Source organism: Nostoc sp. CCY 9925, assembly GCF_963920935.1.
Lineage (GTDB): Bacteria > Cyanobacteriota > Cyanobacteriia > Cyanobacteriales > Nostocaceae > Nostoc.
Map to the genome: position 1 here is coordinate 149,482 of NZ_CAWUDO010000001.1, position 25,798 is coordinate 175,279.

General features: G+C 40.7%; 28 protein-coding genes and 1 pseudogene. 16 read left to right on the forward strand and 13 right to left on the reverse strand.

Going from position 1 to position 25,798, the window contains the following annotated elements; translation table 11 throughout:
- Nucleotides 1-79: 79 nt before the first annotated feature.
- Both mraY and ACM0OY_RS00605 read right to left on the reverse strand, forming a co-directional pair.
- Nucleotides 80-1,183, reverse strand: a complete 1,104-nt coding sequence (gene mraY / locus ACM0OY_RS00600; RefSeq protein ID WP_414566962.1) for a phospho-N-acetylmuramoyl-pentapeptide-transferase — start codon at nt 1,181-1,183, stop codon at nt 80-82.
- Between the two features lie 79 nt (nt 1,184-1,262).
- Nucleotides 1,263-1,502, reverse strand: coding sequence for a DUF3134 domain-containing protein (locus ACM0OY_RS00605; RefSeq protein WP_414566963.1), 240 nt, complete (start codon nt 1,500-1,502; stop codon nt 1,263-1,265).
- A 241-nt stretch (nt 1,503-1,743) separates the two neighbouring features.
- Here ACM0OY_RS00605 and ACM0OY_RS00610 point away from each other — a divergent pair, with 241 nt between their 5' ends.
- From ACM0OY_RS00610 to mdh, 5 genes are all read left to right on the forward strand, one after another.
- Nucleotides 1,744-2,328, forward strand: coding sequence for a PAP/fibrillin family protein (locus ACM0OY_RS00610; protein WP_414566964.1), 585 nt, complete (start codon nt 1,744-1,746; stop codon nt 2,326-2,328).
- A 395-nt stretch (nt 2,329-2,723) separates the two neighbouring features.
- A complete protein-coding gene (locus tag ACM0OY_RS00615) occupies nt 2,724-2,936 on the forward strand; it encodes a photosystem I reaction center subunit IV (protein ID WP_414566965.1) in 213 nt (70 codons plus the stop codon).
- A gap of 255 nt (nt 2,937-3,191) precedes the next feature.
- On the forward strand, nt 3,192-4,169 hold the full coding sequence (locus ACM0OY_RS00620) for a DNA-formamidopyrimidine glycosylase (RefSeq protein ID WP_414566966.1): 978 nt from the start codon (nt 3,192-3,194) through the stop codon (nt 4,167-4,169).
- Nucleotides 4,170-4,312: 143 nt separating this feature from the next.
- Complete coding sequence (locus ACM0OY_RS00625) at nt 4,313-4,528, forward strand: NAD(P)H-quinone oxidoreductase subunit O (protein ID WP_414566967.1); 216 nt, start codon at nt 4,313-4,315, stop codon at nt 4,526-4,528.
- Nucleotides 4,529-4,614: 86 nt separating this feature from the next.
- Complete coding sequence (gene mdh / locus ACM0OY_RS00630) at nt 4,615-5,589, forward strand: malate dehydrogenase (protein ID WP_414566968.1); 975 nt, start codon at nt 4,615-4,617, stop codon at nt 5,587-5,589.
- Nucleotides 5,590-5,741: 152 nt separating this feature from the next.
- Here mdh and ACM0OY_RS00635 read toward each other — a convergent pair whose 3' ends face one another.
- Both ACM0OY_RS00635 and ACM0OY_RS00640 read right to left on the reverse strand, forming a co-directional pair.
- Nucleotides 5,742-6,011 (reverse strand): translation initiation factor, encoded by a 270-nt coding sequence (locus ACM0OY_RS00635; RefSeq protein WP_414566969.1) that lies wholly within the window; start codon nt 6,009-6,011, stop codon nt 5,742-5,744.
- Between the two features lie 76 nt (nt 6,012-6,087).
- Complete coding sequence (locus ACM0OY_RS00640; protein WP_414566970.1) at nt 6,088-6,576, reverse strand: hypothetical protein; 489 nt, start codon at nt 6,574-6,576, stop codon at nt 6,088-6,090.
- Nucleotides 6,577-6,914: 338 nt separating this feature from the next.
- Here ACM0OY_RS00640 and ACM0OY_RS00645 point away from each other — a divergent pair, with 338 nt between their 5' ends.
- The 3 genes from ACM0OY_RS00645 to ACM0OY_RS00655 all read left to right on the forward strand — a co-directional run bounded on the left by ACM0OY_RS00645 (nt 6,915) and on the right by ACM0OY_RS00655 (nt 11,148).
- Entirely contained in the window at nt 6,915-7,571 is a 657-nt protein-coding gene (locus tag ACM0OY_RS00645) for a hypothetical protein (protein WP_414566971.1), read from the forward strand.
- A 221-nt stretch (nt 7,572-7,792) separates the two neighbouring features.
- Nucleotides 7,793-9,577 (forward strand): ATP-binding protein, encoded by a 1,785-nt coding sequence (locus tag ACM0OY_RS00650; RefSeq protein WP_414566972.1) that lies wholly within the window; start codon nt 7,793-7,795, stop codon nt 9,575-9,577.
- Between the two features lie 2 nt (nt 9,578-9,579).
- A complete protein-coding gene (locus tag ACM0OY_RS00655; RefSeq protein WP_414566973.1) occupies nt 9,580-11,148 on the forward strand; it encodes a DUF1802 family protein in 1,569 nt (522 codons plus the stop codon).
- A 31-nt stretch (nt 11,149-11,179) separates the two neighbouring features.
- Here ACM0OY_RS00655 and ACM0OY_RS00660 read toward each other — a convergent pair whose 3' ends face one another.
- The 4 genes and pseudogenes from ACM0OY_RS00660 to ACM0OY_RS00675 form a co-directional block, all read right to left on the reverse strand.
- Complete coding sequence (locus ACM0OY_RS00660) at nt 11,180-11,338, reverse strand: type II toxin-antitoxin system RelE/ParE family toxin (protein ID WP_414566974.1); 159 nt, start codon at nt 11,336-11,338, stop codon at nt 11,180-11,182.
- Between the two features lie 14 nt (nt 11,339-11,352).
- A complete protein-coding gene (locus ACM0OY_RS00665) occupies nt 11,353-11,487 on the reverse strand; it encodes a hypothetical protein (protein ID WP_414566975.1) in 135 nt (44 codons plus the stop codon).
- The gene (locus ACM0OY_RS00670) at nt 11,484-11,750 is read right to left on the reverse strand and encodes a ribbon-helix-helix domain-containing protein (RefSeq protein WP_414566976.1); all 267 of its coding nucleotides are present in this window, start codon (nt 11,748-11,750) and stop codon (nt 11,484-11,486) included. The genes ACM0OY_RS00665 and ACM0OY_RS00670 overlap by 4 nt, the downstream gene beginning before the upstream one ends.
- A 43-nt stretch (nt 11,751-11,793) precedes the next feature.
- Nucleotides 11,794-12,111: pseudogene (locus ACM0OY_RS00675) on the reverse strand (hypothetical protein).
- Between the two features lie 270 nt (nt 12,112-12,381).
- On the opposite strand from ACM0OY_RS00675, the gene ACM0OY_RS00680 reads away from it, so the two are divergent.
- Nucleotides 12,382-13,041, forward strand: coding sequence for a Nif11-like leader peptide family natural product precursor (locus tag ACM0OY_RS00680; RefSeq protein ID WP_414566977.1), 660 nt, complete (start codon nt 12,382-12,384; stop codon nt 13,039-13,041).
- Between the two features lie 132 nt (nt 13,042-13,173).
- On the opposite strand, the gene ACM0OY_RS00685 is transcribed toward ACM0OY_RS00680, so the two are convergent.
- The 3 genes from ACM0OY_RS00685 to ACM0OY_RS00695 all read right to left on the reverse strand — a co-directional run bounded on the left by ACM0OY_RS00685 (nt 13,174) and on the right by ACM0OY_RS00695 (nt 15,432).
- Nucleotides 13,174-14,760 carry a glucose-6-phosphate isomerase gene (locus ACM0OY_RS00685; RefSeq protein WP_414566978.1) on the reverse strand — a complete coding sequence of 529 codons (1,587 nt, stop codon included), beginning with the start codon at nt 14,758-14,760 and terminating at the stop codon, nt 13,174-13,176.
- 112 nt (nt 14,761-14,872) lie between these two features.
- Nucleotides 14,873-15,130 (reverse strand): cytotoxic translational repressor of toxin-antitoxin stability system, encoded by a 258-nt coding sequence (locus ACM0OY_RS00690; protein WP_414566979.1) that lies wholly within the window; start codon nt 15,128-15,130, stop codon nt 14,873-14,875.
- Nucleotides 15,131-15,234: 104 nt separating this feature from the next.
- Entirely contained in the window at nt 15,235-15,432 is a 198-nt protein-coding gene (locus tag ACM0OY_RS00695; protein WP_099066706.1) for a hypothetical protein, read from the reverse strand.
- A 273-nt stretch (nt 15,433-15,705) separates the two neighbouring features.
- Between ACM0OY_RS00695 and ACM0OY_RS00700 the strand changes: the two genes are divergently transcribed.
- Together ACM0OY_RS00700 and ACM0OY_RS00705 are read left to right on the forward strand one after the other, a co-directional pair.
- Nucleotides 15,706-16,839: a branched-chain amino acid ABC transporter permease gene (locus tag ACM0OY_RS00700; RefSeq protein WP_414566980.1), complete on the forward strand. Its 1,134-nt coding sequence runs from the start codon at nt 15,706-15,708 to the stop codon at nt 16,837-16,839.
- Nucleotides 16,829-17,611, forward strand: a complete 783-nt coding sequence (locus tag ACM0OY_RS00705) for an ABC transporter ATP-binding protein (RefSeq protein ID WP_414566981.1) — start codon at nt 16,829-16,831, stop codon at nt 17,609-17,611. The genes ACM0OY_RS00700 and ACM0OY_RS00705 overlap by 11 nt, the downstream gene beginning before the upstream one ends.
- Nucleotides 17,612-17,787: 176 nt before the next feature.
- Here the strand turns inward: ACM0OY_RS00705 and ACM0OY_RS00710 are convergent, their stop codons facing one another.
- Together ACM0OY_RS00710 and ACM0OY_RS00715 are read right to left on the reverse strand one after the other, a co-directional pair.
- A complete protein-coding gene (locus tag ACM0OY_RS00710) occupies nt 17,788-18,372 on the reverse strand; it encodes a metalloregulator ArsR/SmtB family transcription factor (protein WP_414566982.1) in 585 nt (194 codons plus the stop codon).
- Between the two features lie 501 nt (nt 18,373-18,873).
- A complete protein-coding gene (locus ACM0OY_RS00715; protein WP_414566983.1) occupies nt 18,874-19,764 on the reverse strand; it encodes an alpha/beta fold hydrolase in 891 nt (296 codons plus the stop codon).
- Nucleotides 19,765-20,015: 251 nt separating this feature from the next.
- Here ACM0OY_RS00715 and ACM0OY_RS00720 point away from each other — a divergent pair, with 251 nt between their 5' ends.
- The 5 genes from ACM0OY_RS00720 to ACM0OY_RS00740 all read left to right on the forward strand — a co-directional run bounded on the left by ACM0OY_RS00720 (nt 20,016) and on the right by ACM0OY_RS00740 (nt 25,476).
- Nucleotides 20,016-20,327 carry a carbon dioxide-concentrating mechanism protein CcmK gene (locus ACM0OY_RS00720; protein WP_414566984.1) on the forward strand — a complete coding sequence of 104 codons (312 nt, stop codon included), beginning with the start codon at nt 20,016-20,018 and terminating at the stop codon, nt 20,325-20,327.
- Between the two features lie 87 nt (nt 20,328-20,414).
- Nucleotides 20,415-20,765, forward strand: coding sequence for a carbon dioxide-concentrating mechanism protein CcmK (locus tag ACM0OY_RS00725; RefSeq protein ID WP_096536804.1), 351 nt, complete (start codon nt 20,415-20,417; stop codon nt 20,763-20,765).
- A gap of 1,145 nt (nt 20,766-21,910) precedes the next feature.
- Nucleotides 21,911-23,098 (forward strand): HetZ-related protein 2, encoded by a 1,188-nt coding sequence (locus ACM0OY_RS00730; protein WP_414566985.1) that lies wholly within the window; start codon nt 21,911-21,913, stop codon nt 23,096-23,098.
- A gap of 269 nt (nt 23,099-23,367) precedes the next feature.
- Nucleotides 23,368-24,591 carry a pilus assembly protein PilB gene (locus ACM0OY_RS00735; RefSeq protein ID WP_414566986.1) on the forward strand — a complete coding sequence of 408 codons (1,224 nt, stop codon included), beginning with the start codon at nt 23,368-23,370 and terminating at the stop codon, nt 24,589-24,591.
- A gap of 201 nt (nt 24,592-24,792) precedes the next feature.
- A complete protein-coding gene (locus tag ACM0OY_RS00740; protein WP_414566987.1) occupies nt 24,793-25,476 on the forward strand; it encodes a Crp/Fnr family transcriptional regulator in 684 nt (227 codons plus the stop codon).
- Nucleotides 25,477-25,798 lie beyond the last annotated feature (322 nt).

The following is a 25,798-nucleotide window of genomic DNA, read 5'->3' on the forward strand; positions in this document are numbered from 1 at the left end:
AAAAGATTGTTATTCAATAAATAAAAAAAGAACCCCCGAAGCTTCGAGGGTTTTTTTTAAATTAGTTTTTCAAGAATTTTTAGAATGGAGCGATCGCTAAACAAATGGTAGCTAAAATCGCAGCGATGATATAAAACACTCCAACTACTTGTAATTCTGACCAGCCTGTTAGCTCTAAATGATGGTGTAGGGGTGCCATTTTGAAAAGACGCTTGCCTTTGCCATCAGGGCCTTTAGTGGCTTTGTAGTAGCTTACTTGTGCCATCACAGAAAGAGTTTCTACGAAGAAGATACCACTGAGAATGAACAGCGCTACTAAGCTATTTGTCAACAGCGCTACAGCCGCTAAAGCTCCTCCCAGTGCTAAAGAACCAGTATCTCCCATGAAAACGCGGGCTGGGTTCCGGTTATGAGCTAAGAAACCTAAGCAACCGCCACTTAAAGCAGCACAGAACACCATCAAACCCGGTGCTGTGGGTGCGATGAGGGCGCCTAAGGCTAAAAGAGCGATCGCTACTGTTCCGCCTGCCAAGCCATCAATACCATCAGTTAAATTAGTAGCATTACTTTCTGCAACTAGCACAAAACCTGCCAGAGGCCAGAATAGAAACCCTAAGGGTAGTGTAAAGCTAACCCAAGGCAAAGCTATATTTGTAATATTAGAAGGTTGATTAAACATCAGCCATAAACAAAACACCACCGCAAAACTTACCTGTAAAGCCAGTTTCATCCGGGGAGATATACCTTTATTTGACTTACGGCGGAGAATTTGCCAATCGTCAAGCCAGCCGATCAATCCATAACTGATTGTTAATGCCGAAACTGCAAGCACTTCTGTCGCAAAGTTAGATAATACGCACGCAAGTATTACAGATACAGGTATAAAAAATATACCGCCCATTGTGGGAGTCCCTGCCTTTTTGAGATGAGCTTGGGGCCCATCTTCGCGGATTATTTGTCCGGTTTTGAGTGCTTGTAGTACAGGTATTACCAAATAGCCCATAATACCTGAACCTAGCGCACACAACAATAGTGGCAGGGTTAGCGACATCGCTTGCCACGGTAACCTGTTTGCCATCCAATCCAAGAAAAATGCAGTTGTGCCTAACCCTACGGTTAATAAAGAGGCTAGAGCGATTCCAGAAATGTTTAATCCTTGCTCAGGAGATAATTTAGCGTCCACAGATGTTTCCCTTCACTCCACACTTACAAAAGTAAATACCAGAAACTAGGCATATTACCAAGTTCCTAAAGACAAATTATTAATTTTCAGCGATTCCAATATCGTCGTCATCATCAAGGTCGTAATCGCCAATTCCATCTTCTACACCCATTAGGGAGTCTATTTCTTCTTCATCATCTTGAAAATCCGGTTCGTGAACGTCACGCGCTATGAGACGACCGTTAGTTTGTAACCAATCCAGAAGGGAAGATTCTTGCTTTAGGGGGATGACACCAGCTCGTTGGTTACGGGGTTCTTCACGTAATGGAGAGTTCAACATATCGACGAAGAGAACAAAAGGTTTACCTAACTTGACATTTAGAGTCTATCACTTGACACGGATTACTTTAGTTATCCTTTCAACCCTTGGGTTGATAAATCCGCATTGAGATAGAATTTTTTATTTAATACGCTTATGGTTTACGGAAAGTGTTTATTAGTAATTTTTTTGGCTTTACACATAGGTTATCAATAACTTGTTTATGCTGATGAAAAGAGAGGATTTTTGAGGTCACAGACTTATGATCGGAAAAGCGGCTCTTATCGATGCGATCGCTGGTACAAATCGCGGTCTATTGGCGACCGAAGCACAGAAACAGGCTATCTTAGCAGCGATCGCTAACTTAGAAGACTTTAATCCTACACCACGTCCGTTGGAAGCTAAGGAATTGCTTGATGGCAATTGGCGATTACTATACACCACTAGCAAGGCTCTTTTAAACTTAGATCGTCTACCTTTGTGCAAACTCGGTCAAATCTATCAGTGTATCCGAGTAGAAACTACCAGCGTTTACAACATAGCGGAGATTTACGGCTTACCTTATTTAGAAGGATTAGTCAGCGTTGCTGCCAAATTTGAGCCAGTTTCACTTCGACGTGTCCAAGTAAAATTCGAGCGGTCTATTATCGGCTTACAACGTTTAATAGAATACAATTCTCCGGTAACTTTTATCCAACAAATTGAAGCAGGTAGAAAATTTCCGGGAATTGATGTTGCGATCAACAACAATCAACAACAAGGCTGGTTAGATATTACTTATATAGATAACGATTTACGAATCGGTAGAGGTAACGAGGGAAGTGTGTTCGTATTGAGTAAAACATAAGCTTATGCAAAAATACTGTTTGCGAACGAGGGTACGTTATCACAAGAACTTTGTCAAGAAGGGTTAGGCACTATTTTAAGATTTCGCATATGTTAGGGCATTGGGAATGCTGTTAGCTTTCTTCTCTAGGAGACATTGCGCCAACCGGGCGTTTAGCCCGTCAAGAGTAGAAGTGACGAATTATTCTCCTTGTCCCCTTATTCGGTTGTCTCCTGTGCCCTTGTGCCCCCCATTCCCTCTGCCTCCCATCCCCTCTGCCCCCATCCTCTTCTCCATACCCTACACCTAATTCAGACAAATAACTTAACAAAGCCTCTTGCTGCGGCCTTCAGGTTGTAGAGTGAAATCAATTAGCCCTCTAAATAGGCAATTGATAACTAAAAGGGAAGATAATCATGGTTCAACGTGGCTCTAAAGTACGTATTCTCCGCCCTGAATCCTACTGGTTTCAAGATGTAGGAACCGTGGCTTCTGTCGATCAAAGCGGCATCAAATACCCAGTAATTGTCCGTTTTGAAAAGGTCAATTACTCTGGTATCAATACCAACAACTTTGCCGCCGATGAATTATTAGAGGTGGAAGCACCAAAGGCTAAGGCGAAAAAATAAGCAGCAAACCCACAAGGGGACTGTTTAATGGGATGATGAAGGGAAGTCTCAAGTATGAAGTCTGAAATACGAAACTTTCAGCTGTTTCATCCTTGCTTTTAGCCTACCCTAATCTACAAGAAGCCGCCCTGCGGGTATTTACGGTTTCTGTTCAGAGTAGTATGGTAAAGCCACCTACGGGTATCTACATACTGTATTATCTCTGGATTGCTTAGTCCCCAAATATACTAAAATTTGCTTGCTTAATCAGCTTGAATGCCTGAACTGCCTGAAGTTGAAACAGTCCGAAGGGGTCTAAATCAGTTGACCCTCAACCAAAAAATTACGGGTGGAGATGTGTTGCTCGATCGCACCATCGCCTACCCGTTTTCTGTCGGTGAGTTTGTTGATGGAATTAAAAACAATGCGATCGCTATTTGGCATCGTCGCGGCAAATATCTGCTAGCTGAACTCACCCCTTTAGAAGAGGACGGGGGGACGCAGGGACAGGGGGACGCGGGGAAGAAAAAATTAGACGATATGAAAATACGGGAAAACGAGGATGTAGAAAGAAAAAATTTCCCCGCGTCCCCGCGTCCCCGCGTCCCCGCGTCTTCTGCTGTCGCTTGGCTAGGGGTTCATCTGCGAATGACTGGTCAACTACTGTGGGTGCATGGAGATGAACCATTACACAAGCACACACGAGTCAGATTATTCTTTGGCGATCGGCAAGAATTACGGTTTGTCGATCAACGTACTTTCGGGCAAATGTGGTGGGTTCCGCCTGGTGTTCCTGTAGAAAGTATTATAACGGGTTTGGCAAAATTGGCAGCTGACCCATTTTCAGATGAATTCAGCGTTGAGTATCTAGCAGGTAAACTCCAAAAGCGTCGCCGTCCCATTAAGACTGCGCTATTGGATCAGTCGGTGGTGGCGGGATTAGGTAATATCTACGCTGATGAAGCTCTATTTAAAAGTGGAATTTTACCTGAAACGTTGTGTACCGATTTGCAGCTCAAGCAAATTGAGGATTTACGAACAGCGATAATTCAAGTCTTAGAAACCAGCATTGAGGCTGGTGGTACTACTTTTAGTAATTTTCTCAATGTTAAGGGTGTCAATGGCAACTATGGAGGCGTAGCTTGGGTTTATAACCGTGCTGGAGAACCTTGTCGAGTTTGTGATACGCCTATTATGCGGATTAAGCTTGCTGGGCGATCGAGTCACTTTTGCCCTCAGTGTCAAAGGCGGTAGGTAGAAACGCGATTAATCGCGTCTGTGCAAGAGTAAAGAGTAGGGAGTGGGGGGTTTAGAGTTTTTAGACTTAATTGTGACTTGTGAGTTCTAAGTCTCTTAGAATGCAGATAAAACAAGTTACAAATTTGAGAGGGGAACTCATGGCAGTCAAAAAAGGCGATATAGTTCGCGCTGTGCGGGAGAAACTGGAAAACAGTCTGGAAGCAAAAGCCAGTGATACTCGCTTTCCTTCGTATTTATTTGACTCTAAGGGCGAAATTGTAGATCTTAAAGGTGATTATGCACTTGTTAAGTTTGGGAAGGTGCCAACACCCAATATTTGGTTACGTGTAGATCAACTCGAAGAGTTTAAATAAGAAAACAGAATTCAGAATTCAGAAGTCAGAATGGATGCTGAATTTTGATTTCTGAATTCTGGTTGAGAAAAATCGGACTTTAATTTATGTCTTTTTCTTCTAACTCCCCAATTCTGTGTAATTTACCCCGTGTCACCATTGTTGGTGCGGGTAGGGTTGGCAGTACTTTAGCCCAACGCATTGCGGAGAAAAATCTAGCAGATGTGGTTTTGTTAGATATTATTGCAGGAATGCCCCAAGGTCTAGCACTGGATTTGGTTGAGGCTAGGGGAATTGAATTACATAATCGTCAGATTATTGGCACAAATAATTATGCTGATACATCTGGTTCGCAAATTGTGGTGATTACCGCAGGGATTCCCCGAAAAACAGGTATGAGTCGGGATGATTTGCTGAAAACCAATGCCAAGATTGTAGTCGAAGCGGCCAAGAATGCGATCGCCCACTCTCCCAATGCTATTTTTATTGTCGTCACCAATCCTTTGGATGTGATGACTTATTTAGCTTGGCAAGCAACTGGTTTACCCCGCAGTCGAATTATGGGTATGGCTGGTGTGTTGGATTCTGCCCGTTTTGAAACCTTCATTGCTTTAGAATTGGGGGTTTTACCTGCCGATGTCAAAGCAATGGTATTGGGTAGCCACGGCGATTTAATGGTGCCCTTGTCTCGTTATGCCACTGTTAACGGCATTCCCATTACAGAATTACTGGATGCAGCTACAATTGCACGTTTGGTAGAAAGAACTCGCAACGGCGGTGCTGAAATTGTGGAATTAATGCAGACAGGTGGCGCTTTTTTTGCTCCTGCATCGGCCACTAGTGTGATGGTGGAATCGATTTTATTAAATCAATCGCGGTTGTTACCGGTGGCGGCTTATCTGCAAGGTGAATACGGCTTAGAAGATGTTGTGATTGGTGTTCCCTGTCGGTTGGGATGCGGTGGAATTGAAAGTGTGTTGGAATTAAATCTCACCGATGGAGAAACAGAAGCTTTGCATACTTCGGCTCAATCTGTGCGGAAAAATATTGAGCGATCGCAGGAAATTTTGGCTAACAATTAAATGATGGCAATTTTGGACTTCGGCTCCTTTCGGCTCCGCTCAAGGCAAGTCGCTCAGCCGAACGATTTTGGATTAAAAGCCTTTAGTAAAACTACTATGAAGCTGCCCACGTCTTTTAGGCGTGGGCAGCTTCAAAAAATATTACTTTTCTGTTAACGGCGGTAATCCTGATCTGCGGGGTCGCCATAGGGGTCTTCGCTGGCTGGACGGACATCACCGTAAGATGTTAGGTCTGCGGGGTCGCCGTAGGGGTCTTCGCTAGCTGGGCGGACGTTACCGTAAGATGCTGGGTCTGCGGGGTCGCCGTAGGGATCTTCGCTAGCTGGGCGGACGTTGCGATCGCGGTATTCATCTATTTCAGCTTGGTCGCGGTTTGACCCCAAGAGGAAATCTTTCGCCTTTCGCAAAAAGTCATTTACCATGATTTATCTCCTGATTTTAAGTTCGTGTTTCCGACATGGGCGATCGGCGTTATCCTCTGCGAACACCTCTGCCGATCTAAAGTGCCGGAGCTGCTGATGAAGTTAAGTTACTTAGGTCGCGACCTGTGGAACGTCCGTTATAGCCTTGGAACTGCTGGTATTGCTGGGCCTCAGATTCCGGTACTCGAATTCCTTCTGACGGTGGAGTTACCCAGTGAGCGCGATGTTCAGCATCACGGTAGTATACACGCCCATTCTTGGAAAGATAGTACTTACCTTGCGCTCCTTCTTGGGGAGCATTTTTATGCTGGTTGTAGAGGTAGTAAAGTGCTGCTGCACCCGCCAAGATAGCTACTTTTTGACCGCCAGATAAGCCCTTTTTAACTTCAGGTTGGGTGCTGCGATCGCTCACTGTTCTACCAACAGTATCGTCAACAGGTGGTGGCACTGAAGCATTTCGAGAACCTCCTCCGCAACTACTCAGCAATGGCACTGTTAGCAATGCCGAAAGCAACACAGCCAGCAAACGTGAAACTACTTTACGTTCTTTAAATATTGTAATCATCGTATCTCATCATCAACTACGTTTACTAAAAGCCTTGCTGTTGTAGCAACAGAGTTAGAGTTCCTGTTATTTTGCCTGGGATTGCAAAAACATTTACTGCTGATTTACAACAGCACAATTACGGCATTTGATTAACATAATGAGCGAATTTATTAAATATTGCATCTTGCCTTTGAGAGAAACTCCCTTCATCCCAACGAAATATCTTGTTGATTTTTTATGAATTTATTTCCTTAAAAGATAAAAATATTCAGCAATTTCTCGGTTATTTTTACGTGGCTCAATAACTTAGAAAGATACAGGTACTACGATGATATTTGTCAAAAAACACACTAAATATGACATCAAAAAATTTAACCCAAACTAGAACCCGTCTGCTTTTAGCTTTGTGGGATTTGGGAGGAATTGAGCAGCAAGTAAGTAAAGGTTTACTCACAAAACGAATTGTATCAAAAACTAAAAAGGTAGCAGATTATCAAGGCATATTCGAGGAATTACAGAAGCAAGGAGCGATCGCAATTTCCAAAAAGGGATATTCTCTGATATCTCCCAAGGGTTTAGAGGTATTGGGTGAGGGTTTGAGAAGTGGTGATTTTAAGTTTGAAGGGACGATTGTCGGAACTTGGGCGGCGAATGCCTTAATTAAGTGGATTAGTCAGATTGATGTTGCGGTAGCTAGTGCAGATGTATTACTTAATGGGAAGACTGGGGCGATCGCTTCTTACAACGAGTTTAAGTCAGCCGCGTTGGAAGTTTACGACAAGCTGAACCAAAACTACAACTTAGATGATTTGGTGCCAATTTATCGCATTAGGAGAGAAATAGGCGATCGGGTTAGTCGTACAAACTTTAATGAGTGGCTAATAGAAATGCAAGCTCATGACATTTTGCAGCTGATGACTGGAGAAGTACCAGACTTTACCCCTGATAAACGTGAAGATTCAATATCTCTACCTGGCACACAACTACGTTCTTATGCCAAACGCTTGATTTAATAGGATTTTGGCAAAAAATTTGTAGTTCCTTGCACCATAACATCACTATGACAAATACCCCTATTTCTCCCATAGAAGCCGTCAACGCCGCCATTAAAAGTCATAATCCATTTACTAACGCAGGCATCACTCAACAACAGGATGTCTGGGGAAAAGGATTCCCTGATGTAACCACCCTAAATGCCCATGCTTCTAATAAAGTTTTTGAAGCAATTGAATTTGTGCGAAAAAGTGAATCTAGTCAAGACAAAGTGACCTCAATTGCCATAATTGCGCCAAAAGGAGTTGGAAAAACTCATCTCATTCGTCGCATTCGTCATCAACTGGAAAAAGAAGGTGGCGCTTTATTTGTTTATGCAGGTGGTAATAACTATACAGACTTAAATTTGGTTAAGTACCAATTCCAGCAAACCTTGGCAGATAGCCTCAGTAAAACTGGCAGCCAAGGCGTAAAGCAGTGGCAGGAAGTAGCTACAGCTATGGCAAATGAAGGTAGAAGCGATAATTGCCCTACTCCAGCAGAGTTAGTTAAAAAATTTGACCAAGCCTATGCAAATAGTTTGGCTCAAAATAAAAACTTAATGAATGCTCTGCAAAAACAGGTTCTTAAAAATAAACCCAATGCAGATCCTTATATTCTTCGGGCTATTTTGTGGACGCTTTCAGAAACTCAAGCTACATATGCAATTAAATGGCTATCTGGTGAAGAATTAGCTCAATTTAATGCAGACGAGTTGGGATTACCAAATCCTAGTAAAACTAACCAAGATAGAGAAGCTGAAGCTCTGAAGAATATTCAGCAAATTTTGAATTTAGTTAGTTTCTATAACCCAGTTATCATTTGTTTTGACGAAATAGATGTTATTAACAACTGTAATGATGATGGACTGCCAACAGAATACTTAATTGCTAATTTTGTCAAAATTCTGCATGATACTCTTGAAAACTCTGAACTGAGTCAAGGTGTTGTTATTCTTACAGTAATGATGCCTGAAACATGGAGAGATAAGATAGATCAAATAGAAAGTGGTACGCCTGATAGAATTTCAAAATATACACAAAGAAAACCACTAAAATTAGACCCAGTTAGCGGTAATTTGATGGTTCAATTAGTAAGTCTTTGGCTGCAAGAGTATTACAAGACAAAAAACTTAATTCCTCCTCATCAACTCTATCCCTTTGAAGAAAGTAACTTAAAAGAATACGGACAAATAAGTAAACCAACTGTTAGGGAGGCTTTACTGTGGTGTGCAAATAACTTTAAGGTTGAGGAAGAGGTACTACCATCCGATCCATTTGAGAGATTTGAACTGGCATTGAAAAGGGAAAGTGAAGCAGATATTGGAGATTACCTAGAGAATAGCGACCTAATTGCTGATGCTATCTATTTTGGCTTTGTGTCTTTGAAAGGTCAGACTATCGAAGAAGTTTTGATTGAAGAAATTACAAAAGATATCAAGCCTAAAACACAGAATAAAAACTTTATCAACTTTAAGATTATTGGTAGTGAAAATGGGAAAGAAGTAAAAATTGGTGTAGCTGTAGTCCAATCTTCTCAATTTACGTTAAATGCGGCATTAAAACGGTTAACTGACTATGAAACTTTTGAATTAACTCGTGGTTGTTTAGTTCGTTCCCAATCGAAAATAGAACAAATGAGGAAAAATTCTGAAGCATATAAGTTACTTAATGAACTTATATCAGAAAAAGGTGGTGAAAATGTGAATTTAATAGCAGAACAAATTCGTCCACTCATAGCAATTTTCGATATTTATCATAAGCGACTCACTTATCAACTAACAGAGGAGCAAATTTTTGATATCATTGTCCAGAAGAAGATTACAGTTGATAATCTGTTACTGCGAGAAATTTTAAGTAATCCATCTGGTAATATGCCTGCCGTTAATGAAGAGGAGGAAGATATTAAACTAATAGATAGCTTCCTCAATTCTTCAAATATCAATGAAACAGAGACCTCAGACGATTTGAGCGAGTTATTTAGTTAATCATGAACGAATCAGTTTTGATTTATAACGCTCTGTGTCTACCTGCTCCTGATATTGAAGCTTTAATACAAGGGCGAATTGTTGCATCCATGCCTCGTAAATTGCTTAATAATGGACAAAAATTCGCTCTTTATCCCCTTGATTATTCAGTCAATCAGCTTTCAATTGAGCAATACTACCGCGCAACTTTTTTACCCATTGCTCAAATTACATTGACACAGTTAACCAGTCAAGGTGTTTTATTCCAACCTAAGCAAATAAGCTTACTTCAAAATGAAAAACAGTTACAATTACCACTCTTATCTCATAAGACAGTTTCAATTAAAGCTTGGGCTAGATGTGAACGCTGCCAAATCTTAGATAAGACTAAACCTTTAAATATTTTTTCTCAGTTAACAATATGGAATCCAGAAGTATTTGAAGCAATATTACAGAAACAACAGCATATTTTCTTGGCTTACTTGCGTGTTTATCATTTGTCCGAATTATATGAAGTCGCAGCTAATCCTAACATTCAGGAAAAGTTAGGAAAGTTTGTTAGTTTACCTAATTCTCTAAAGGTTTCTGAAGACAAGCCAATTTTAACCGATCGCACTTTCGCCCAACGCAAGCATCAACTAGAAAACCTACAGCCACCACTGCATCCGGAACTGGAAGAATTACAAAGTGCGATCGCATCTCTTACCATTACTGAGCCAGCAGCTAAACAATTAGACGATGATATCAAAGCACTTTTAGGTTGGAGTAGTGACAATCTCATTATTAAGCAAACCGATGCAGATTTCGCTTGGATAAATAATATCGCAAAATTAGGCGATCGCAGCATCGAACAAGAAGAGAAAAAAACCAACTACCAAGCTGGTACAGATTTTGAAAATATAGTCCGTGATAGTCTCGAATTTCTGGGATTTACCATTGACTATGCTCATAAAGGCGGTGCAGGTGGTTTAGACTTATTTTGTTCTCAACCATACCCACTATTTGGTGAATGCAAGGCAGGTAGAAAGATTCCCAACGATACCGCAGTGCAATTATTGAACTTGGGAATGCTACGGCGGCCAGACCTTTTTAACCAAGCCGCTAAATTAATTATTGGCCCTGGCGAACCAACAACTCAACTACAAGACGCTGCAAAAGTACAAGGTATGTCTATCATTAAACCAGAAACACTTCAGAAATTAGTCAAATTGCAAAGTAACTATCGCAATTCAGTAGATTTATTTAAACTCAAAGAATATTTAAAAGCTGGTCAATCTGATGAGGAAGTAGAAAAATATATTGACCAGATTTATATAGAAATTAGTCTGCGATCGCAGATTACTATAGCAGTCAAAGAACTCTCTGAACAAGACAACGAAAATTCAAAAGCTATACACCAGAATTTCACAGTTACAGAAATTCGTGTTCATTATAATGCCACTCATAACCCCAAACTAACTGATGAGGTAGTTCACAATTTATTGATAGAACTTTCTTCGCCATTAACAGGCTATTTAGGACGAATTAAAAGCAGTGATTGGAAGAGCGATCGCTTTTACTTTTTACGCGATTTACATATTAATCTAAAATAAACTAGTGTATGATTGCCAAAAAAAGACCAATTTACTCATCTGGTTCGGCAAATAAAGATTCTATATTTCGATAACCGCTAACTACACGGAGGATTTGAATTCCATTATCTATAACCCGAGAAAGAATAATGTAGCCATCTAAAGGAAGACCTCGCAAATTAACTTTAATATTTTCGTAGCTGCGCCCCATATTTGGGAAATTAGCTAAGCTAAATATCTACACTTTTGGTCAAACTTTTTAACAAAACTCTCTCCAGCATTAATATTTTTAGTTACAAAATAATCAATAATTTCTGATATATCTTGACTTGCTTCTGGAGAAATAATATGTCGCTTCATCCTTGAGTTTCTCTCGCCTGACGCAGTTTTTCTCGTAATTGTTCGACTACAATTTCTCCATCAATACCTTCTTCTCTATCCAGTTGCTCAATAGCAACGTCAACTTTTTGTCGTGTTTCTTCAACCCACTGTTGATAACCTTCTTCCCACTGTAATAGCAACTTCAATGCTTTACTAATCACTTCTTCGGGATTTGCATATCTACCTATAGCAATTTGCGCTTGGATAATTTGCTCTAATTCAGGTTTAATTTGGATATTCATGATTTCATTACCTTCCAATTAATTAACAGCAATTAACCCTGAATCATATTGTACCAGTGGCTCCAGTTTTATCTAGGCAAAACATACAATTTACACCATTTTGATATTTCTCGCGTGCTTTCTGACTAGCTACTTCTATATCTTTATCAATGAAATAATCTTCACTATCTGGCTCCACTGCAATATATCAACCATAGTGTTCTTCAATTAAATCAGAACGCACACGCTCAAATATTGCACGACAACGCTGATGAAATACTTCGCGTTCTGCTTTGCGTCTGGCAAGTTCTTCTGATGATAAAGTACGTTCTGGAAAGATTGTCCCTCGACGTGCAGGTTGTTTTGCAGTTGATTCAGTCATCCTTTCCTACCTCTTGATGTTGCTTTAACTTTATATTATGGGAACTAACAACGAGCGATGCCTAACCTAAGCATCGCTATCTGGAATTTTTCCTCAGTATTTTTAATTTATAGTGATAAACTTTACAAAAAATTTATACTTAGCTACTGTGTAATTTCATTTACATTAGATAATCAACTAAATACTGTCGAAGAGTCTTCTTATACTTACTACACTGGTATTCATTAAATACAATCCAGTAGCAAGTTTAAGACTTAGGAAAGATGAGTCATGTATTATCAAATTTGGAACTTTTTTCTTCAAGAAGATAAATATAATTATTGGAAAGAGAGAATAAAAGTTAACAAAAAGTTTAACAGAGTTACATGGCAAAAGATTATTGATTTTTTGTCATTGGTAGAGCAGACTTTCGCACTCAAATATCAACTAGGAGAAACTGATAGTCTTGAGCCATTTCTTAAGTTAGCAACAGAAAATGGTTACAATCTAACCGCAGAAGAACTTGCCTGGTTTTTAATCAGCAGAAAACAGATATGGGATCTTTTTGACTTAGCACAAAAAACGCCGTCTCTCAAAGAACAATTGTTAACAGCAAAAAGTCCACAGCATTTTGTCAACATAGCCGCGGAGAATAGCTATTACTTTTCTGTAGATGAATTAGCTTGGCTGTTAACTGAAATCAAATCATCTTCAGAATTAGTATCGATTAACAATAGTGTTGGGGAGATTCTAACGGTATCAAACTACGGCAGGATTGAAACAGGATACTGGATTTGGCTGGCAGAAGACTGGGGAATTGTACCGCCGTTTTGCCATAGAGATAAGCCAAGTACTTTTTTGTCTCAAAATGTCAACAATCCTTTTTTACCCGATCGCTGTTTCTTACCTAAGAGCTACTTTAACCAACGCCTAATGGCAATTCATAATTAAAATAATGAGTTACCAGCTATACAATGAAGCATCTTAGATTGAAGGTAGACCTTCTATCTAAAATGCTTCACAATAAAAAATTGTTGCAGATACAACAATTATCGACAAAATGTGATATCTACACTAAAGTTATCAGCTAGCAGAAACCGTTAAACTACTAGGTTTATGAAGGTCGCCTTGCAAAACCACACCGCGCTGATTGGCATGGAGATGACGCAAAATCTTGTAAATCGCCTCAACTTGCTCTGATGCACCAGCCTTTTCGGCAAGTTCTTCCAAAGAAAGGGGAGTTTTTTCTTTTTGTAGCGCTGCTACTACTCGTGTTTGCAAGTCAAGAATACTAGCGGCGGCTTTTTTGCCAGCTTCTACGCCTGGTTGATGGTAGGCGTTGATGTTGACCAAGCTAGCATATAAACCAACAGCACGCTCATACAAAGCGATTAATGCCCCTACAATGCGGGCGTTAACTTGGGGAATAGTGACTGTGACGGAATCGCGCTGATTTTCATAAAGTGCTTGTCGGGTTCCTTGGAGAAAACCGGAAAGATAATCGCCGGATGTAACTCCCGGATCTATTTCTGCCGATGGCCCGTGACGATCTTCCAGAACTTCGATGAGGGTAGCAAAGAAATTCGGCACACCTTCGCGCAACTGCTGGACGTAAGCATGTTGATCTGTTGACCCTTTGTTACCATAAACGGCGATGCCTTGATAAACAGTTTTGCCGTCTAAGTCTTTTTCCTTGCCCAAGGATTCCATTACCAGCTGTTGCAGATAGCGGCTGAATAACAATAGGCTGTCCTTGTAAGGTAGAACAACCATATCTTTTTCACCCTTTCCATTCCCAGCAAAGTACCAAGACAAAGCAAGCAAGGCTGCTGGGTTATTCTTCACATCTGGGACGCGGGTGGCATCATCCATTTCTTTTGCACCTTGCAGCATGGCGCGGACATCAATGCCTTGCAGCGCTGCTGGTACTAGCCCCACAGCAGACATTTCTGAGGTGCGTCCTCCCACCCAGTCGTACATAGGAAACCTAGCCAGCCAGCCTTCCTCTTTGGCTACTTTATCGAGGTTGCTATCAGGGCTAGTAATAGCTACCGCATATTGAGCAAATTCCAAATTATGACCGGCGTAAGCCTTTTTAACTTCAATCATGCCATTGCGAGGTTCTGGCGTTCCCCCTGATTTGGAGATTACCAATACTAAAGTACTGGCAAGATTGTTTCGCAAATGATTCAGAACGCGATCGATACCTGCCGGATCGCTGTTATCAATAAAGTGAATTTTCAGGGGCGGGAAATCAGACGCCAAAGCTTCAGCGACAAATTGGGGACCGAGGGCGGAACCACCAATACCAATAGAGATAATATCTGTGAAGCGGTTGGCTCTGGGAGGATGAATAGCACCTGTTTGGACTTTTTCCGCAAAGGCTTCGATTTGTTCGAGGGTTTGGACAATTTCTTGTGTAAGTTCTGGAGTTGGCGCTAAATCAGGATTTCGCAGCCAATAGTGTCCAACCATGCGGTTCTCATCAGGATTTGCGATCGCACCCTTCTCCAGTTGAGCCATATCCGCAAACGCCTTTTCAAACTTCGGCCGCAACGACTCCACAAAGGCATCATCGAACCGCATTCGACTTACGTCTAAGTACAGTCCCAATCCCTCGTGGAAATATAACCAGTTTTGGTATCGTTGCCAAAGTGCCCTAGCATCCATAGGGAAATCTCAAGTAAAGTGTTTTTCAAAAACCAGTTTAATGGAAGGTAATAGCGATCCCTGCCTAGCCTTATACAGTTTACAGTTTTAAGTGTTCGCTTAACTCTTTCCTTTAAACATCTGGCATAGGGATGACACGCAAAAATTTCACAATTTCACCCCTAATTTCTATACCAATGAGATAATTATCTAGAGTGAAGCGGTGAAAAATTCCTTCACTATCAAGCTGTCGTAGCTCTTTTAGTCCACTCAACTGCCACTTTTGGGCAAACTGAGTAAACACAAAATCATACACCCGCTCGTAAGCAGCAGGTTCTAAATTTTTCAGGTCTAGCAAAAAAGACCTTGCATAGCGCACTTCTAGACTCACTAGACGTTATACCATTTTGGATTTTGGATTTGAGATTTTGGATCGTGCACTCCTGCAAACAAGCAAGCTACCCATACTGAAACGAGATCGAAAGCACTGCTACCTTAGAAAAACATTAGCAGTCGTATTGCTTCATCATGGGTTAAGATGTCCCACGGCTGCTGCGATCGCTTCACTTTTTGTATGGCTTTAAGCATATAAAAGTCACAATGTAAAGCTTCAAGAACGTCCCAAATGCTTTGCAGATCCTCGTCGGCTAACTGCTCGATTAAATGATGCATTCTCAGTCGTAGCAAATTCATACGTTAATTATTCCTTATAAGCAAACACCAACAGTAAATAGTATTCCCAAAAAATTAGTCAGGCTTAACGAAAATTGCAGTACTATGCTCAAGCTAAGCTAAAATTTATTCGCTCAGTCTGGGAGGTAGGAAGGCTGAGGGGCGTGTGGGAAGATCAAGTTCAACCTTTTAACCTCAACTCGATAATTTATTTGTTGGAACTTCCCCACTCCTTACAGACGCGATTAATCGCGTTTCTACCTACTCCCTACTCCCTACTTTCCACTCCTTAATATGGTTGAATATCTCATTTTCTTAGCAATTTCTACAGCCAGTTTTGCCCTATTCGCTCTCGGACTGAATTTGCAGTGGGGCTTTACTGGGTTAATTAATTTTGGTCATATTGCTTTCATGACCCTGGGAGCATATACAACTGTGTTGTTAAGCTTCAAGGGCGTTCCTCTACTGATATCGGCGCTCCTTGGAGGAATCGTAGCCGCTTTGTTGGGTTTGATAATTGGTTTTGCGACTCTGCGCTTGCGAGAAGATTACCTAGCAATTGTCACCATTGGTACAGGAGAATTAATTCGTTTAGTAGTCAATAATCAGGAATTACCTGTAGGAAATTCTTGGGTTTCTGGAGCGTTTGGCGTACAAAGTTATCCCATACCCTTCTCCACACAGCCGAGTTTGTTTTTGAGATTAGTGATGATTGGACTGTTAACACTATTAGCTGTCGTAACTTTGTTTACGTTATGGCGATGGATTCGCACTGCCCAAAGACTTAAAGCCGCTGATTCTAGCCAAAGGTTGAATAGCAAACAAGAATTTGCATCACGTTTGGGAGTGGGAATTTTGTTAGCAGTTTTGGCAGTAGCAATTTATATATCTGGGGTAATTGGACTGTATAACTACAACCCAAAAGCAGGCTTGATGTTGGTGTTGCTGTTGGTTTTAGCACTTGTATTTTGGCGGTTAGAAATTTTGGTGCGATCGCCTTGGGGTAGAATTCTCAAAGCTATCCGTGAAGATGAAGAAATTCCCAAGGCACTGGGAAAAAATGTATTTTGGTATAAATTACAATCTCTCATGCTTGGAGGTGCGATCGCTGGCATCGCTGGCGCTTTTTTCGCTTGGCAACTCGGCGCTATTTATCCTGATAATTTTCAGCCCCAGCTGACCTTTGATACTTGGATTATGGTGATTTTAGGCGGTTCTGGTAATAATATTGGCACAATCTTAGGCGCGGTAATTTTCTTCGCTTACGATGCCATCACGCGAGAAGTTTTACCTAGAATCGTCCCCTTTGATGAAGCACGTTTGGGTGCATTTCGCATCATGGTAATCGGATTAATTTTAATGGTACTGATGATTTGGCGTCCTCAAGGTATCTTAGGGAAAAAGGAGGAACTCACCCTTGGTAAATAACCAATCATCACCACTTCCTCTGCTCGTAGCCACTGGACTTTCTAAAAGCTTTGGCGGTGTTAAGGCAGTTAATGAAGCAAAAATCGAAGTTGCAAAAGGCAGCATCACGGGTTTAATTGGCCCCAATGGTGCTGGTAAAACCACTTTATTTAATTTACTCTCCAACTTCATCCGCCCAGATAAAGGACGAGTAATTTTTGACGGCGAACCTATTCACAATTTGCAACCATATCAAATCGCCCAACAAGGGGTAATACGCACCTTTCAAGTTGCAAGAACTCTCTCGCGGTTGTCGGTGTTAGAAAATATGTTGTTGGCGGCGCAAAAACAAACCGGTGAAAACTTTTGGCAAGTGCAGTTACAACCGCATATAGTAGCCAAGGAAGAAAAGCAACTCCAAGAACGAGCAATGTTTTTGTTAGAATCAGTGGGCTTGGCAAAAAAAGCACACGATTATGCTGGTGGTTTATCTGGCGGACAACGCAAGCTATTGGAAATGGGACGCGCACTCATGACTAATCCCAAGTTAATTTTGTTGGATGAACCAGCAGCAGGGGTAAATCCGAGATTAATTGATGATATTTGCGATCGCATTATTACTTGGAATCGGCAAGATGGCATGACATTTTTGATTATTGAACACAATATGGATGTCATTATGTCCTTGTGCGATCGTGTTTGGGTACTTGCCGAAGGACAGAATTTGGCTGACGGTATCCCAGCAGAAATTCAAACGAATCCAAAAGTTCTCGAAGCTTATTTGGGAAAATAATTTCTGATATAAAAATATATCTCCTTATGAAAAATAAGATTCCCAACTTTTCAAATAAGTTGGGAATCTTATTTTTCACAAATAATTTAAGCTTGATACCATTTATTTCTGAGGCTGCGGCAAAATTTTTTACTTCTTTCTTTGCGTCCTTGGCGGTAGCCCGTGGCAAGCAATTATCAGCCCGAACGCCAATAAACTGCATTCTCTCGCTGCATCAACTGGTAGCCTATCAATTCCCGTCGTAGGGTGGCGTAGTCAGGATGGTAGTGCTTGAGAATATCATTCACTGTGCGTTCTGGATACTGAACCCCAATTTCAAATCTATTTGCTAACCACTTGAGAATTACTAAGCGCTTTTTGCGACTAGCAGGGATTTCTTTGAGGCGTTGGACAGAGTTGTTATCGGAGACATCGACATCAAAATAGTTTTTCAATACTTTGTTTTCCCAGGCTTCAGTATCTACATCCTGTATCAAAGAAGCAATTTGCTCAGGTGTAAAAATTTGCTTACTGATGCTTTGCAAAGCCTCACTATCCAACTGGTACAGGCGACTATTACCCTCAGGGCGCATAGTGACTAAATTTAATTCCTTAAGTTTCGCTAGATGATGGGATACAGTCGGTTCCTTAAGTTGCAGTAATACAGCTAATTCTTCGACGCTGCACTCCTGATTCGCCAGGATACCTACAATCTTCAATCTGCTTTCGTCTGCTAAAGCTTTGAAAAATCGCAACAGGGTCTGAAACTGTTCTTTCTCCATAATTTGTTATGATCGAATTAGATATCAATCTAATTAGAAAAAAATCAAATTAGCTCTGCTGTCCTCTTCTGACACAGCATTGCCTTCTCTTCGCTAATTGTAAATTAATGTTAATTCTTAGATTTTTTTCGTAGAAAATTGAGATTTCTTAAGTTGTTCTTTACATTTCGCCATGATACGTCCCTCATCAATTAGGAACAGAAGAAGAGGGAGTATCCTGCAACAGGGTACTTCACTTGTACAAGCAGCGAGATTTTTGGGTGTAGACCACAGTACTTTAATACATGGCTCTGCAAAGAGGACAGATTCCCACTACCAGAAGAAACGGGCGGACTGTCATTAGCCAAGGAGCCTTAATGGACTATAGAGCTAGAACCAGACCACTTTTATAGTTCTTGATTGAGTAGAACAGAACTTCGTAGGGGCAAAGCGTGTTGCTCATTGGCGTCAACTTCAGAACAGAAAGCCTAAATTTTTTGAGTGTCAGCTGAAAAAGTAATATCATTCACTACAAAATTTTAAAATATGCTGGGCAGTGATTTGTGGTTGTTCTAGGTGAGGAAGATGTCCACAATCTTGAATCCAGGTCAGGGTACTATGTGGAATTGCTCTTTTAAACCTTATGGCGTCCTTAGTGCCCAAAATTTTATCGGAATCCCCCCATAAAATTAGGGTTTGTTGCACAATTTGTGATAATTTTTGAAATCTAAAAGCACTGTAACCACCACTTTTTGTGAAAGCAATCAAAGCTTGATGCCAACTCGGCATTTGTAGATGCAATGCGCCACAATATAAAGCATCTAAAGAAGCAAGACTTTGATTTTTATACCCAATGCGGGAAACGCGATCGCGCACCTTCATATTACTCAAAAACTGAGTTGCTAAATAATCCAATGGTGGAAACATTAATTTACTTAATGGTGAACCACCTGCCAACCCAGCACTATCAATTAACACTAACTTCTTGACAATTTCCGGGTAAGTTAGCGCTAAATCAATCGCTGTTGCACCCCCCATTGAAGCCCCAACTAAAATTACAGGTTGGTTAATCAGGCTTTTCCAAAAATAATAAAGATGGGTTTTAATCGCAGTTGGGCTATAGGCAATCCCTGAGATCCTATCTGTAAAGCCAAAACCCAACAAATCCACTGCCCACGTTTCATTATTTTCAGCAAGCAATGGCAAAAGCCGACGAAATTCTAATACAGAACTGTCAAAACCGTGAATTAATAAAATAGGAGTTCCATCGCTCCCTTGTTTAACATAAGTTGTGGTAATTGGTTGATTAGTTAAAGGTGTTGCGATCGCAGAAGTTTGAATACTCCGAGCTAGAGCGATCGAGGCTGCTTCTGTTAGTTGCCCAACTGCTGTAGGAAGAAAATTCGGAAACATAAATATCAGTTTATCGTACTAGGTCACTTCCAAACATCGCTGATTTTGTTAAACCACAAAATTACAAAAACTAATATTATTAATTATCGCTAGTAATATATAAAATATAATTGCGCCCCCATCAAAATATTCTAACTCCCTACTCCCTACTCCTCCAAGTCACCATTAAAGAAAGTTTTCCAAAATGTCAAAATTGGGACTAAACCCACGTACAATTAATATCACTTATTCTTGAGTTAGGAGCTAATGCCATGCCGATGGCGGTTGGCGTAATTGAAACTTTAGGTTTTCCTAGTGTCTTAGCCGCGGCAGATGCAATGGTAAAATCTGCCGCAGTCACACTGGTGTATTATGGTCTAGCCGAGAGTGGTCGCTTTGTAGTTGCCGTCCGGGGACAAGTTGCTGAAGTAAAAAGAGCTGTTGCAGAAGGTATTGATGCTGGAGAGCAAGTAAAGGCCCAAACAGTAATCACCCATTACATTGTTCCCAATCCCCCGGAAAATGTGGAAACTATATTACCAATCCATTTCACTGAAAAATCAGAACCTTTCCGTATGTTCTAAGCAATTTCGCCATCAAAATCTGTAGCGAAGCTTCGTACAATTAATTTGTCGCGCCACATTATCGTTTATTCATACAGGAGATTACTAATGTCCCTACAGGCAGTCGGATCGCTGGAAACGAAGGGTTTTCCTGCTGTGCTAGCAGCAGCAGACGCTATGGTAAAAGCTGGTCGAGTCACTCTGGTTGGTTACATCCGAGTTGGTAGCGCTCGCTTTACAGTTAATATTCGTGGCGATGTTTCTGAAGTCAAAACAGCTATGGCTGCTGGTGTTGAAGCCGCAGAAAATGTTTATGGTGGTACTCTAGAGTCTTGGGTGATTATTCCTCGTCCCCATGAAAACGTTGAAGCTGTTCTACCAATTGCTTACACAGAAGAAGTCCAACAATATCGAGAATCTGTAGAAAACCCCATTGTTAGATCCTCGAACGGACGATAAATCAAGCCCAGTTTTTTTACTTTTGGCGTTGGCGGAGTCAGACGCTCGCAGGCTCGCTAACGCTACGCTATCGCCTTAGACCAATGGCTCATGTTTGTTTGGAAGTCAAGCGTCTTTGGCTTTGCTCAAAAATTAAAACGAACAATTCCTACATTTATCCCTATTATTTAGAATAGCGATCGCTATCCAGCATACTAGAATCCATTGGCGCTATTAGCACCTACATTGGTTTTCTGCGAAGCTCATTCATATCTTGATTCAGGAATACCCAAAATCTATCAAGTTTTATCGTAAGTCAAAGGGTTTAAGACCTCTTTGTTACAAAGTTGTGATGACTGCGAGAAGCAAGCTACAGATTTTGCGCTACGTCTATACGTAGTCCCAGTTTCAGTCGGGGTTTAAATCCCTGCCTCAAAATGTCTTTAATTTTGAATTTGGAATTTTGAATTGTTAACTGAAGTTTGTCTAATTACTTACGTATTAAAGTATCAGGGATTTCAGTTAAGTGCAGTAGACAACATAACTCTGTAGTATGGGTTAGAGCCTGTTTTGCTTCCAATTCCGACTTGGAAAATTTAGCAAATATGGTGTATTTTTCCATCACAGTAACAGTATTTGCAAGCAATATTTATACAAGCATCAATTAGCTTGATTAGTGGATTTGTAACATCAAATTATTATTAATTGCTAATTACCATGTATATACTTAGTGAAACAATTTTATGGTTTCAAGTAAAACCAAGTATTTAACTACGTAAAGTATTGCCGAGAGTTGAAACTTATACGGGTGAAATAACGTCTGATATTGAGTTAAATTATATTCGTTCTTCGGCTGGGTTCCCCAAAGTCAGATTTCCCCAACCCATCTTTTGTAATTATGTATTATCCTCACTACTCTAGGTAGATTTCTGTTGTCAGTTAAAAAACATAACTTAACAAAAAGTTTAAATTAACAGAATTGACGGAAACGCCTCATAGACATTGGTTTGGGGCACTTTGAATATCTAAGTAAAACATCAACAGAGAAATTTCTGCATAAAGTTAGTGAATTTAGACGTAATAAAAGTGGAATCACTGAGATGTTTTCATGAGTTTCATGAAATCTGGGGCAACTGCCAGTTAAACAATTAGGTTAGGTGGGATAAATGGGGGTTGTGATGCAAACTTCAAAATTGAGTTTCGAGGAGCGCAATCTCGCTATGACAAAGGATTTAGAAAAACTGGCTTTAGATTGGCAAAAGCGCTTAGCTGTAGAATGTCCAGAACAAAGTGAAGCTACTAGACAAAGTATTATCCTCTGGCTGCTGGGATCGGACTCAAAACGGTTTGATCTGTTTAACCCGAAAGAACTTGACATTGCTAAGCAAGCAATGGAATATCGCTGGAGGATTTTACGTCAACGCTACTTAGGGCTGGGGCGAGAACGTGCTTATCGCAACTTGATAACCCGACTGGGAAGTTTAGCAACATTACGGAATAAAATTCAGACTTGGGTTGCCCTTAGTCGCGATCGCCAGCGCAGTGTCATAGATGTGTTGCAAGAAGTACTACAAGAATTATTGCAAAACGACACCTACATGCAACAGCAAATGGTTGACATTGCCAAATATACAAGCGATCGACGATTAGCGGATGCTTTGCTGTTTGCCAGTGTAGAAGAATATTGTTTGCGACCAGTACGCAATCAACCCCTATTGGCTTACCGTTTTGTAAATTACTTGCGTCGTACTCAGCGTGGCGGCTTAACCCAAGTACCTAGCCGTGATTTGGTTAGATTAGTCTCAGAAGAAGTTCTCACAGACGACAGTGACAATCGAGTGAACTTAGTCGATAGTCAGGCGATCGCAGAATATCAAGAAGCACAACAACAAGAAGAACAACAGGCGCTACGTCAGTCCGTACAAAGAGAATTTGAAAATTATTTACAAGAAAATCTGGGAACGGAGGCAGTGGAGTGGCTACGATTGTATCTCCAAGGTAAATCCCAAGAAGAAATTGCCAAAAGACTGGATAAGCCGACTAGAGAAGTATACCGACTGCGAGAAAAAATTAGTTACCACGCTGTGCGTGTCTTTGCCCTCAAAGGGAAACCAGAACTCGTAGATAGTTGGCTCTCAATTTCCTTGGAAGAACATAACTTAGGGCTAACACAAAACCAATGGCAGCAACTTTATGAAAAACTCACCCCTCTGGCGCGGCAGATCCTAGATTTGCGGAGAGCAGGGAAATCAATAGAAGAGATAGCCCAAGAATTAAAACTCAAAACCCATCAAGTGCTAGGTGAATGGACAAAAGTCTATCTTGCAGCCCAAGCTTTAAGAACTCAAGATTAACTCGTAGTGTAGACGCGGGGATAGGCCAGATGAGGAAGCAGGGGAGCAGAGGGGAGGTTGTAGTAAGTCTTTCCCCTTTACTCCCTGTATTTTTTACATACCCAATCCCCGGTATTTTCCGTAATGCTTAATCGAAAATTTATCTTCTACTTACGTCTACTTATGTAATAGATAATTGAATTTTTAACAATCCAACAAAGTATCTTTACTAACTACCTACTAGACTAGAAGGAAAATATTATATAAGAAAATACCAAGTAATAAAATCTATGTTGTCTTCAGAGGGCGAACTCACAAATAGCACAGCCAATAGGCAACAGACGCCAACTGCTACACAAAGTAAGTGGGAGCAAGAAGGCGAACGCGAGCAAATATTCCAGCTAATGGATAGTTTTTTGTCCTTTGAAGCTTGTCTTTACCATCAAATTTTGCCTATTGGATTAAAAGACAACAAGCTCTTGCTAGGTATGGTTCATCCACAAGATGCTGAGGCACTAGATTATGTTGGTCGGATTGCGTCTTATATGAATTCCACACTCATAACTGAGGCGATCGCAGCTGACGCTCACCGCAGAATACTTTCAGCCTACCTCAACCACAAGAATACGTCCCAACTAGATGCTCAACAAGGACATGAGCAAATAACAGTTACCATTGTTGACAGGTTTATTGCCTCTGGTGATACTTACTCTGAATCATACGACCTACCAAAATTCATAGCACCTGAAACACAGACTAATGAGCATTCTTCGCAGGGGATAGATTTTCCAAATCCAGATAATCCCCCTCAAATTTCTACCTTTTTGACCTCCGGCAATATAGGTCAACAAGGGGATACTTCCAAAGCCGCATTAGTAGAAAATCTATCTATTCTGCCAGTGGAAGTTCCCGGACTGTTTAGTCCTGTAGAAGTGCTGGCAACACTACCACCTAAGAGATTACTAGAAGAATTACTAGGGCGAATTTTGGCAGGGGGAATTGGTCGGTTGTATCTAGAAAGACAACCTTATGAAGGCAGGATACTATGGAGTGACAATGGAGTGTTGCAGTCTGTATTAGACAAAGTGCCGCTCTCTGTTTTCCAAGGAGTACTTAATGAGTTAAAGCGGTTTGCTTCTCTGCCTATTATCAAGGTTGCAGAACCAAAACAGGTAGAGAAAGAATGTTTGTATCAAAAAACCCGTTTGTTATTACGCTTGCGAGTTATGCCAGGAATGTATGGCGAAGAAGCCACACTCCAAGTTTTGCGGGGAGCAGCATTAAAGTTTTATCAGCAACAACAGTTGACCCGTTTAAGTCGGGATGCCTTAGGAATTTCTCAGCAACTAAGCTTCAAGTTGCATGAACTACAAGAACGACTTTTTCTCAATCGCGACCTTGACTCTGAGCAATTAGAGGCTTTAGTTACCCTGAATCAACTAGTGAAAAGTTTAGATCAACAACTCAAAAGACTAGCACTAGACACCAATCCACTGACAAACAGCAAATCATAACTCTATCAGTGAAACCGCTGATTTCGATCGCAATACATAATTGTTATGTTGTAATCGAACTCTGAACCGACCGATCTAAGAAGCTTAGAACAAATAAATATAAATCTTACGTCTGTATTCTACGTAAGATTACGGTTGAAAGAAACTTATAGTAGCCAAGTTAATTTTTCGCTTTTAAATCCATATTATTGCAAATATTTCATGCAAACAGAGGTTTTTAGTGAACTTTTCCCCTTGATGAGTACAGCCAACCCACAGACTTTGGAATGGCTGCTCAACGTTGCAATTGAACATGAATACCCAGGTGGGCGAGCTGTTCTCATGGAAGATGCTTGGGGTAATGCCGTTTATCTCGTGGTTTCTGGTTGGGTGAAAGTCCGACGTACCGTCGGGGAAGATTCAGTAGCTCTGGCAATTTTTGGCCGTGGAGATTTTTTTGGAGAAATGGCAATTTTAGATGAATCTCCCCGCTCAACTGATGTCATTTCCCTTTCACCTGTGAAGTTACTTAGCATCTCCAGAGAACGGTTTATTCAAATATTGTTTAAAGACCCGCAATTACATCACCGAATGTTGCAATTGATGGTGCGGCGACTACGGCAAATTAACCTGCGCTTGCAAATGCGGTCTTCACCACCAGCGGTCAAACTCGCTCATACCTTAGTGACTCTAGGCGAAAGCTATGGTCAGGAATCAAACCAAGGAAGAGAAATTTTTAACATTCCCTTTAAAGATTTAGCAGAGGTGACAGAAATCGGCGTTGAAGAAACCACCAAAATCATGGAAAAGCTGCATGAGAAAGGGTGGATTAAAATTGACAGCACCAACAACATTACTTATCTTGTAAACTTCAAACAGTTGATGAACTTGGCAGGTAGAGTGTAATTGCTTTATTTATTACCCATTCTCTAGTAGTAAGTTGTTCTACATTTAAGTTACATAACTAGGGCAGGCAAGATAGCCACCCTACAAAAGTTTGATTTAATCTGATTATGCAATTTAGATGTTTTTAGTTTATTACCCAAATAAAACTTATTTTTCTCAACTACCCTACGGATAAATCTGAGCAATTCTAACTCAGGACTTACGCAAAATTATGAAAAAACGAACCACAAAGGACACAAAGAACACAAAGAAATAAGAGTTTCAGAGAGTTTTTGCGTAAGTCCTATAACTTACTGCGTGAGTATAGTAGGTAGTTTTCCTT